The sequence below is a fragment of the Rhodococcus sp. T2V genome, assembly GCF_029269925.1.
Classification (GTDB): domain Bacteria; phylum Actinomycetota; class Actinomycetes; order Mycobacteriales; family Mycobacteriaceae; genus Rhodococcus_F; species Rhodococcus_F koreensis.
In genome coordinates, this window is the sequence record NZ_JARJBD010000177.1 from 1 (window position 1) to 8,983 (window position 8,983).

Annotated in this window: 12 protein-coding genes and 3 pseudogenes; 7 read left to right on the top strand and 8 right to left on the bottom strand. The window is 67.2% G+C overall.

Going from position 1 to position 8,983, the window contains the following annotated elements; translation table 11 throughout:
• Positions 1–117: 117 nt before the first annotated feature.
• On the bottom strand, positions 118–909 hold the full coding sequence (locus P3H15_RS51925) for a GvpL/GvpF family gas vesicle protein (RefSeq protein ID WP_276144480.1): 792 nt from the start codon (positions 907–909) through the stop codon (positions 118–120).
• Positions 906–1,271: a gas vesicle protein GvpJ gene (gvpJ, locus tag P3H15_RS51930; RefSeq protein WP_276144481.1), complete on the bottom strand. Its 366-nt coding sequence runs from the start codon at positions 1,269–1,271 to the stop codon at positions 906–908. The genes P3H15_RS51925 and gvpJ overlap by 4 nt, the downstream gene beginning before the upstream one ends.
• A gap of 295 nt (positions 1,272–1,566) precedes the next feature.
• Between gvpJ and P3H15_RS51935 the strand changes: the two genes are divergently transcribed.
• A complete protein-coding gene (locus P3H15_RS51935) occupies positions 1,567–2,025 on the top strand; it encodes a hypothetical protein (protein ID WP_276144482.1) in 459 nt (152 codons plus the stop codon).
• Between the two features lie 410 nt (positions 2,026–2,435).
• Positions 2,436–2,750, top strand: a complete 315-nt coding sequence (locus tag P3H15_RS51940) for a hypothetical protein (protein WP_276144483.1) — start codon at positions 2,436–2,438, stop codon at positions 2,748–2,750.
• A 113-nt stretch (positions 2,751–2,863) separates the two neighbouring features.
• Here the strand turns inward: P3H15_RS51940 and P3H15_RS51945 are convergent, their stop codons facing one another.
• The gene (locus P3H15_RS51945; protein WP_276144484.1) at positions 2,864–3,106 is read right to left on the bottom strand and encodes a hypothetical protein; all 243 of its coding nucleotides are present in this window, start codon (positions 3,104–3,106) and stop codon (positions 2,864–2,866) included.
• 367 nt (positions 3,107–3,473) lie between these two features.
• On the opposite strand from P3H15_RS51945, the gene P3H15_RS51950 reads away from it, so the two are divergent.
• Both P3H15_RS51950 and P3H15_RS51955 read left to right on the top strand, forming a co-directional pair.
• On the top strand, positions 3,474–3,644 hold the full coding sequence (locus P3H15_RS51950; RefSeq protein WP_276144485.1) for a hypothetical protein: 171 nt from the start codon (positions 3,474–3,476) through the stop codon (positions 3,642–3,644).
• Positions 3,645–3,832: 188 nt separating this feature from the next.
• Positions 3,833–4,144, top strand: a complete 312-nt coding sequence (locus P3H15_RS51955; protein ID WP_276144486.1) for a hypothetical protein — start codon at positions 3,833–3,835, stop codon at positions 4,142–4,144.
• A gap of 64 nt (positions 4,145–4,208) precedes the next feature.
• Here the strand turns inward: P3H15_RS51955 and P3H15_RS51960 are convergent, their stop codons facing one another.
• Positions 4,209–4,472 carry a hypothetical protein gene (locus P3H15_RS51960; protein WP_276144487.1) on the bottom strand — a complete coding sequence of 88 codons (264 nt, stop codon included), beginning with the start codon at positions 4,470–4,472 and terminating at the stop codon, positions 4,209–4,211.
• 371 nt (positions 4,473–4,843) lie between these two features.
• Between P3H15_RS51960 and P3H15_RS51965 the strand changes: the two genes are divergently transcribed.
• From P3H15_RS51965 to P3H15_RS51975, 3 genes and pseudogenes are all read left to right on the top strand, one after another.
• The gene (locus P3H15_RS51965; RefSeq protein WP_276144488.1) at positions 4,844–5,551 is read left to right on the top strand and encodes a DUF4352 domain-containing protein; all 708 of its coding nucleotides are present in this window, start codon (positions 4,844–4,846) and stop codon (positions 5,549–5,551) included.
• An 899-nt stretch (positions 5,552–6,450) separates the two neighbouring features.
• Positions 6,451–7,056, top strand: a complete 606-nt coding sequence (locus tag P3H15_RS51970; RefSeq protein WP_276144489.1) for an HdeD family acid-resistance protein — start codon at positions 6,451–6,453, stop codon at positions 7,054–7,056.
• 213 nt (positions 7,057–7,269) lie between these two features.
• A pseudogene (locus tag P3H15_RS51975) lies at positions 7,270–7,389 on the top strand (DNA ligase); the annotation flags it as partial.
• Between the two features lie 163 nt (positions 7,390–7,552).
• Here the strand turns inward: P3H15_RS51975 and P3H15_RS51980 are convergent.
• From P3H15_RS51980 to P3H15_RS51995, 4 genes and pseudogenes are all read right to left on the bottom strand, one after another.
• Positions 7,553–8,184: pseudogene (locus P3H15_RS51980) on the bottom strand (superoxide dismutase family protein).
• A 73-nt stretch (positions 8,185–8,257) separates the two neighbouring features.
• On the bottom strand, positions 8,258–8,617 hold the full coding sequence (locus P3H15_RS51985) for a hypothetical protein (protein ID WP_276144490.1): 360 nt from the start codon (positions 8,615–8,617) through the stop codon (positions 8,258–8,260).
• Positions 8,618–8,634: 17 nt separating this feature from the next.
• On the bottom strand, positions 8,635–8,796 hold the full coding sequence (locus tag P3H15_RS51990) for a hypothetical protein (RefSeq protein ID WP_276144491.1): 162 nt from the start codon (positions 8,794–8,796) through the stop codon (positions 8,635–8,637).
• Positions 8,793–8,983, bottom strand: a pseudogene (locus tag P3H15_RS51995) (IS701 family transposase); the annotation flags it as partial. The pseudogene P3H15_RS51995 and the gene P3H15_RS51990, both read right to left, overlap by 4 nt.

Here is an 8,983-nt window from a genome sequence, read left to right on the forward strand (position 1 = left end):
CCCCAGGGCGGGGGCACTCAATCGGCCGCCCAACGCAAGATTGCAGTTCGGCCGCTAAACGATCCGACCGGTCGGCTCCTGCTAGGCGCACTCTGCGTCTGGCAATCGGACGGGAGGCTATGTGGGGGCGACGATGAAGTCGTAGGCCGCCATCGGCCCGAGGAGGCGCATCGTGACCCGAGTGTCCCAGCGCTCGGCCAGCTCCCCGACGGCCTGTTCGAGTTCGCCCTGCCGGTCCACCTCGAACAGAACCGCGATCTGGGCGGCGTCCTCGTCGTGGGTGGGGTCACGGACGGTGACGGAGTCGGTCAGCGGAGACAGCATCTCGACGGTGGTGCGGGTGTCCGCCTCCCGCTTCGCCTCGAGGGCGTTACCGATGATCTCGCCCAACGCCATCCGGGCATCCCTAGTCAGCTCCTCCGGTTGGTCGCGGATCGACTCGAGCAGGCTGGTCGCCTTCGGGCTCTCGTCGACGATCTCGCGGAGGATGGTCTCCTGCACATAGCGGCCCTTCACCATGTACTGCGCGAAACCCTCCAGTTCCCGGAGGGCGGAGGCGAACTCGTCCTCATGGTCGGCGAGCAGCTCGTCGATCACCGCGTCGCGGTCGGAGACGACGGCCCCGAACCGCAACGGCAGCACCGGGGCGACATGCGAGGTGCCGTCCAGGATGTGGGCGTGCGCCTGCAGGTCCGTGGGGGCGCCGAGTCGTTGTGCCGGGTCGATTTCGCTGACCAACGCCGCGATGTCGTCGTGGGTGACGATTTCGATCGGGGCGTCGTGGATGCCGGTAGCGTCCTCCTCGGGGTGCACGTCCGCCGGGACGATGCCGTACACGTAGATCGCGGTTGACGCTGTGGCGGTGTCGTCGGTGTCGTCGGTGTCGTCGGTGTCGTCGGTGGTGGTCATGTCTTTCTCCTGCGGGGTGCGGGTTCGCGTTCGCTGCTTGATCCGCCGAGTAGTTCACCGAGCGTCTCTCCGACGCCCTCGAGGACACCCTTGGTCTTGGATTTGGTGCTGCCGCTGCCCTTGACGTCGGAGACCAGATCGGCCAGGCCCTTGGGTTCGCTGCCGATCGCGAGCCGGTTCGCCGCCTCCGCGAACCGCAGGTAGGTGTCGACGCTGGCGACGACGACGCGGGCGTCGATGGTGAGCAGTTCGATGCCGACGATCGAAACCCGAACGTAGGCGTCGATGACCAGTCCCTTGTCCAAGATGGTGTCGATGACGTCGGCGAGACTGCTGGAACTGGGCCCGCCTGCCGTGGTCATGCTCGTCACTCCTTGCTGTGTGTTCGCCCACCGCACGACGCCGCAGCTCCGCCCGCCCGGCAGGTTCCACGGCGCCGACGGTCCCGGATGGCCGCACAGCTGCCTCGCCCGCCCAGAGGGTGCACGCGGGGTCGGCTAGCCGACTACCCCGAACGGGCAGAGTTCAATCGGTCAAAGACGGGAGAGGACTGCGTAATTCGGGGCCGAGGAACAGTCCATCCGGTCGGATCCTCCGGCGCCGTCCAGGAATGGTGTGCCGAGTTTCCGTGGACCGTGGCGAGGGTACGCCCCGGTTATGGCGCGGGACTCGGTGCTGGGTTTTGCGACGCCGGCCGGTGTGATCGCCGGTGACGTCGGCCCCCGCCACGTGCCACGATCGGTCGACGACGCCGCCCAATGGCTCAAACCACACCTTCACCACATCCTCGACCATCCCCTCCTCGACGAGCTCGAGGACCGAGGAGCCGTGCGGAAGAGCCTCGACCACTGGCTGGACACCGTCGCCGAATCCGTCGCCCACGGTGGACCGAGCACCACCGCCGCCCTGCGGGCGATCGACTCCACACTCAACGGCAAGAACCTGGTGTGGGCGGGGATCAAGGGCCTGGTGTCCGGGTTGAGCCGCACCGTGCAGGTCGCCCTCGTCCTGCTCATCCTTCTCGGGCTGGTGCTGGGGCCGATTCTGCTGGTGCTCGCGCTGCTGGCCCTGCTCGTGGCCGGACTGGTTATGGCCGTCCGCGCCGCCACACGGTGACCACCCCACCTGGATCCCACCCACGCAGGCCCAAGCGGGTGCATCCCTATGGGGAGGAACGGTCGGAACCGCCGGTAGCGGACGCTGCCCTGCCCGTGGTCTTTACCGCCACGGGAGGCACTGTCGATGGCGTCGACTGTGCGGGCGCCGACGCCGGCTCGGCGGGCGGTGTCGTAGCCGCCGGCTCGGTGGAGGTCGCGGTTGCGGGTTCGGTAGCGGACCCGGGGTGGGCCGCCTTCTCCACTTTGTGGGTCAGTCCCCCAGGGCCCCAGTGGTAATGCGCGTCCAAGCTCATAGCCTCTCCGAGCACCCCGGCGGCATGTTTGGGCGGTGCGTGGGGCACCGCCGACCAGGCTCAGGGGGTGGCGGCGGTTGAGGTCCTCGAACACCGCCGGCGTGGGGTGAGCACGATGAAGAAACTCGCAGCGCGCACGGCCATCGCGACGGCCGTGATCGCTCCCGCGATGGTCCTTGCGGCAGGGACCGCGTCGGCGGTGCCCGCGTTGAGCGTCGGTGCCGGCGCGTCGGGAACCGTGACCGTCACGGTGCCGGCCGGCGAGAACTGGACCTGCTTCGGCTTCGACTCCGGCTTCAACCTCAAGACCGGTGCCTTCGCGCCCGGGGTCGGCACGTTGAGCGGCTTCGCGAAAAACTCGACCGTGACCGTCTTCTGCTTCGGCGGCACCCCACCGTTCTTCTTCACCGGCAGCGTGACGGTGAAGTAACCGGTCGACCGCCCCCGGGGCCACAGGCACGAGGGGCCCCGGGGACGGTCTCGAACTGGTCGGCAGGCCACGGGTCCACCGACCCGATCCCACCCGCGCCCTGGGGACTGCGGTCAGGCCGGGTCCGCCGTCAGGCCGTCGGTGTCGGCGAACACCAACCGCCCGTCGTCGAGCGCAACCGCCCACCGGTGCACCGGCGCCCAGAGGTTCCCCCGCTCCCCGGTGTCTGTCAGCTCGGCGAAGTCCTCCACGATTCGACCGGTCTGCGCCGGTTCGGACGGCCGGCGCACCCGCACCCGCGCGCCCACACTCAGCGCCGCGGGCCCGGGTTTCGGGGTGTGCGTGCTCTCGGACATCGGTCGGCACCTTTCCACTCCGGCCACGCGCCCGGATCCTCAGCCGCACCGAGGTCACGGTGCTGCCGCATCCCTCCCCGGGGGGCTGCGGCAAATCCGGCGTAGCCGACCCGGATCCGGGTACCCGCACAGTACGTTGTCCCGGGGCACGCGCCAGACCCCGCCGGGGCAGCCAGCCCCGGTTCCGGTCGCTAACCCCTTCGGCCGCGGGGCGCCCTACGTCGTACGCACCGAGGCCGAGTGATCGCCCACCCCGCCCCGGCCGCGTACGGCCCTTCCGTAACCTCGTGAACCACTCCGACGCACACCTCTCACGCGAGGAACAGGTCGACCTCCTCAGGGGTGATGACCTGCGTACCGTGAGTAGATGAAGACGACATCACCTCCGAACGACCTCGCCCGCCGGTTGGCCGAGCGAGAAGAAGCGGAAGTCGGCATTCTCGAACTCGAGGGCCTGCTGGCGAAGGCCAGACGCCGCCTCGACGAGGTGTCCGCCGAGATCGACTCCCTCCAGAAGCATCGAGCACCACCCAGGTAAGCGACGATCACACCCCCGCTGCGTACTCACAGATTCGACCGATTCCGCCGTTTCACCTGCTGTGTATCAGGGCAATCGTGACCTGTTCACACGAACGGGTCCCCGAATCGGCGCCCAGCGGTGCTGTAGGGCTGTTTCGCCGCCCGTTCGCTGCAAGAGTCGGGGACTCTCAGAACGAGGTGAGCATCATGAAGAAGAAGATCGCGGTCCGCACAGCCATCGCGTCGGCAGTCATCGCGCCCGCGATGATCTTCGCGGGCGGTACCGCCGCCGCGGTACCGGCACTGAGCGCCGGAGCGTCCGGTGAGGTGGTGGTGACGGTACCCGCAGGCGAGAACTGGACCTGCTTCGGATTCGACTCGGGCTTCAACTTCAAGACCGGTGCGTTCGGACCGGGGGTTGCGGGAAAGCTCAGCGGTTTCGCGAAGGGAAACGCGACCGTCTTCTGCTTCGGCGGCACGGCGCCGTTCTTCTTCACCGGCAGCGTGGCGGTGACGTAACCCAGCTCGGTCTGGTCACCGGGGACACGGTCTCTAACTGGTTCTTCCACCGGCCAGGGCCGGCCTACCCGGTGGATCCTGGCGTGCTCGGGTCGGCGGTGAGGTCGTCGGTGTCGGCGAAGACCAGGCGCCCGTCGTCGAGGGCGATAGCCCACCGGTGCACCGGCGCCCAGGCGTGCCCACGCTCCTCGGTGTCGGTCAGCTCGGCGTAATCCTCGATGATCCGACCGGTCTGCGCCGGTTCGGACGGCCAGCGCACCAGCACCCGCGCACCCGCGCCGAGCGGCCCGGGTTCGGGTCTCGGACTGCGATCCTTCTTCTCCGGCATCGGTCTGCGCCTTCCGCTCGGCTGCGCGTCTGGATCATAAGCACCTCGCGGACGAAACCTCATGCGAGGCGCTGCCAGAAGGCCTAGTGATCGACAACGATCCGACCGGACTCCGGTGCTTGCGCCTCGGTCAACGGCGCTTCCCATTGCCCGCTCGGCGGTTTGCCGGAGCATCCCGCGGCGGCGGGAGGTCGTCGACGGGCACCCAGTTCACCGCATTCCTCGAGGGACCCACAGGCACCCCATGCAGAAAACTTGCCAGGGCAAATCCTCCGCAGCAATCGAGACTGTCGGTAACAAAACAACGAAACCGGTCGATATGTGATCTACATCACCCTCAATGGGTGAAGACAGATCGCCGAAGGACCGTCATGCCCGACACAACACCACCCTCCCCGCAAGATCCCGAACACCGCGACACCCCTCTGTACGGACCACCCGGCGGAAACATCCCACCGGGCTACCCCCAAAGCGGCCCGCCCGGCTACTACCCACCGGGCTACTACCAACAACCCCCACCCCCGAAGAAGCACAGAAAATGGCCCTGGATCCTGATCGGGGTCTTCGTCCTCTTCTTCGGCGGCTGCATCGCAATCATCGCCAGCAGCATCGGCGGAAACGACGAACCCACCGTGACATCGGGGAACAGCAGCGGCGGTCAAGCCGCGGACACCGGTCTCACCTTCCAAGGCAAAACGGACGGGGACACCGCCGCCAACGCCGGCGACTCGGTGACCGTCGACAACGTGACCACCACAACCACACCCCTCGCCGACGAGACCGACCCCTTCAGCTCCGTCCTGTGCACCACGGTCACCATCAACAACGCCGGCGACGATCCCGCCGACTTCGCCGAGTTCGACTGGAAGCTGCAGGACCCGGCCGGCGCCATCCGCAACACCTGGATCACCGGGCGACCGAACGTCCTCAGCTACGGCAATGTCGCACCGGGCGGCACCGCGACCGGAGACGTGTGCTTCGACAATCGCGCCGGCTCCCCACCCGGCCAGTACGTCGTCCTCTACGACCCCTCGTTCGACTTCTCCTCCGACAGGGTCGGCTGGATCAATCAGCGTTAGCAGGACCGGCGTTGATCGACCTACCGGCCCATCAACCCCGGTACGGGTATCCGATGTCCGTGCGGCCTGTCGGCTGGACCACCGGCAGCCAGACCCTCGGACGGCCACTGACCCTTTCGGCAGCGGAGGGCCCCGGCGGCCGCTTCGCCGCCCGTGGGCCAGCGGATGCAATGAACGTGTGACCAACGCGTCGCCCGTGCCGTCCGACCCGGCGACACCGCAACCCGGCTGGCCACCATAGGCGGCGCGCAGCGCGGCCGCATCGGGTGGGCGAGAAGACGTCTGCACCCGTCGCGGCAGGTCCTGAAGGGCAACTCTTTTGATGGACGGGATGCCTTCGGGGCTCTACGTACCAATTGCGGCGAAATATTCACATTTGGGACAAATATCTCTTTCTGGCGTGGCGGGCTTGGTTTACAAAGCATCTCCGCGAACGTGGATGATCGATTTTCCAGTTGGAGCTACTTCCCATATTGACTGGACGAGATATTCGGGTAAGTGCGTCTACAAACTGGCCCCTGAAATGGTCATTTGTTCAGTTGACCCCCGAGTCTCGCCGATCCGGGGGTGGCTCGATTTTCTCGATTTCAACGGATTTGTGAAACATATTCCCGGTTGCGGCCGATAAAGAGAATAGGTCGGGACAACAATTGGTGAAGAGGTGAGTGTCAATGGGTTCCGCCGGAATCGACTTCAACGTGGCGTTCGGTGCGTTTCTGCACTGGCTCAGCGTCATGTTCGGCCTCAACGGCGGCGTCGGACTCTGATCCGAGGGCGCCACGATCGACTCCTCGCCGCCGTCGGTGAGGGGTCGATCCTGTGTTCCCGGGAAAGCCCCCGGGTGGGCGGCGGCTCACCCGACATCAGTGTCCGGACAACGACAGCACTGAAGGAACATCGTGGCTACTGACACCCTGCCCGCCGACCTCGCCAGCACCATCCGGTGGATGACGTTGCCGCGCGGAATCCTGGCGGTCCTGTTCGGCGCCGGCGCGCTGGTCTGGCCCGGCATCACCGTGTGGGGCCTAACCGTGGTCTTCGGCGTCTACTCGATCACCGACGGGGTGACCTCCGTCGTCTCGGCGATGCAGTGCCGCCGTGACGGGCCACGGACGTGGTGGGTCGCCGGTGGCGTTGCCGCCGTCGTGGCCGGTGCGATGGCCCTGGCCTGGCCCGACATCACCGCGCTCGTGTTGCTCTACGTGATCGCCTGCTACGCCATCGTTTCCGGGCTGTTCGGAGCTGTCGGCGCGCTCGAGGTCCGCACTCTGACGGGTCGACGGTGGATGCTCGCGGCCTGCCTTCTCGCCGTCCTGTGCGGCGTTTTCCTGGTGCTCGCGCCGGGTGCCGGCATCCTGGGCATCGTGACGGTGGTCGGCGGATACGCCATCGTGGTCGGCGCAGTGCTGATCGTCGGAGCAGTGCAACTCCACAGCTGGAAAGACCCCACTGATCCACTATGCCCGCGGTATGACGCTGCAGCGGGCATTCCCACACGTGACTGATGCAGAACGGCCCCTGTGGAACTCTCCAGGGGGGGGTTCTGGGGTCTCTACGGTTGCGGCCGCGTATCTACAGCGGCGTGCCGGTCCCGGTCGTGGGTGATCTGGTCTGCCAGACGGTAGACCGCGCGTTCGTTGGGTCGGTGCTCGCCCACATTCCCGGATTCGAGAGCCGGGAAGCTCGTCGGAGCTGGGCGGATGGCACACAATCAGCCCATGCGCCTGATTGCGCCGATGCTGGCCACCCCGGGTGAGCTCCTGGGAGGAATGGACAGTGTCTGGGCGGCGGAAATGAGGTACGACGGGTTCCGCCTGCTGGCCGCGGCCGGGGGCGGTGATCCGACCAGTTCCCGCACACGGCTACCGCACCTGCCCTCCACCCACACGCTCAGGGACGGCTTCTTCGGCCCTGCCGGACCCCGGCACCTGCAGGCGGTGTCCGGCACCCGGGTGGGTGCACCGTGGTGCGGTGGGATCCCCTGCCGGATCTCGTCGTTGCTCAGAAGTCTTCGTCGATGCACGCCAGACGGTCACCCGCCATCCCCGCCTGACCCGGGCCGGTCATCGTCCGTTGTGCGTGCAGCACCACGGATTTGGCCTCACCTGGGCGGACTTCCCAGTCCACGGTCGTCGACGACTGAGCGTGCCGGTCTGGTCGGTGGTGACATCGAGCCAGATCTCGTTCTGAGGGTTCGCGTAGGCGGGATCCGACGACGGCTTGTCCGGGGTGGCCGCGGGGTCGACGTCGTTCTGATAGTGCGGCCCCGAATCCGCCGGCTGTGGTCCGCACCGCCGTGTGTGTACGTGCACACCGAAGTCGCGGTTCGGCGCCAACCCGGTCGCGCGGAACGTGACCGTCGTGCGGCCGTCTCCCTTGTCGGATTCGACGTCCACCGACGAGCCCACCGGGACGGCGACCTGATCGTAGGTGAACGCATCGTCCTCGCCGACCTCACCAGGCAACTGAAACGCTCCCTCGGCTCCGGGAACCACCACACCGGTCGTTGCCTCGGCCGACGACGGCGGGGTCTCGACGGTGGCCTGCTCATCCGTCGCGTCGCTGCCGCATCCCGCGGCGACGAGAGCAATCACGGACATTCCTGACATCACGATCGCGCCTCGAGTATTCATACCTTCGGCAATTACCCCGCCCCGGCGACCCCGAATCAACGGGCGAGCCCACGAGCCGACACCGCAAGAGGGTTCACGCCACCCAGTCCGGCCGGATACCCGACATAAGTTCGAGAAGATTCCCAGGGACGCACCCCTTGTAGGAGGTGGTGGCCAGTGCGTTCTTGGAGGTGGCCAGTGCGCGGGCGGACATGCCGAGGTAGATCAGCATGAACACCAACAACACCCACGCGGCGCCCTGCCAGATCGGCCAGGTGCCGCCCCGGCGCCAGACCCGGTACGCGACCGCGAACGCCCCGAGACCGCCGAGCAGCAAGATCGCGGTCGGCACGAACACCAGCACCATCCGGGCCGGGTCGGAACAGAGCAGGGTGTGTCCGTCGCCGGCACACTCCCGCCGACCTGCGGCAGCCCACCCGACGGTGAGCCCCATTAGTACTGCAACGGCACTTATGGGAGGTGGCCGCGACGGCGGTAGTGGGAGGTGCGGGCCTGGTGTTGTCGGCGCCGTCGCCAGTTCGACCAGGACCAGATGTGCCCGTCCGGGTGGGCGTGTCGCAGGATCAGTTGCACGAGCAGGCGGCGGATCTCGGGTAGCGTGTAGCCGATCATGCCCTGATCATCAGTTCCGATTCCCCTTTTACTGCTTCGGTTTTCGTACCGGCGAGCCAGGCGAGGGCGAGCATCGACAAGGTGATGTGGGCGTACCAGGCCCGGTAGTTGCGTACCTGGTACTGGTCCAGTCCGGCCTCGTTCTTGGCCTGCTGGAAGCATTCCTCGACCCGCCACCGGGAGCCGG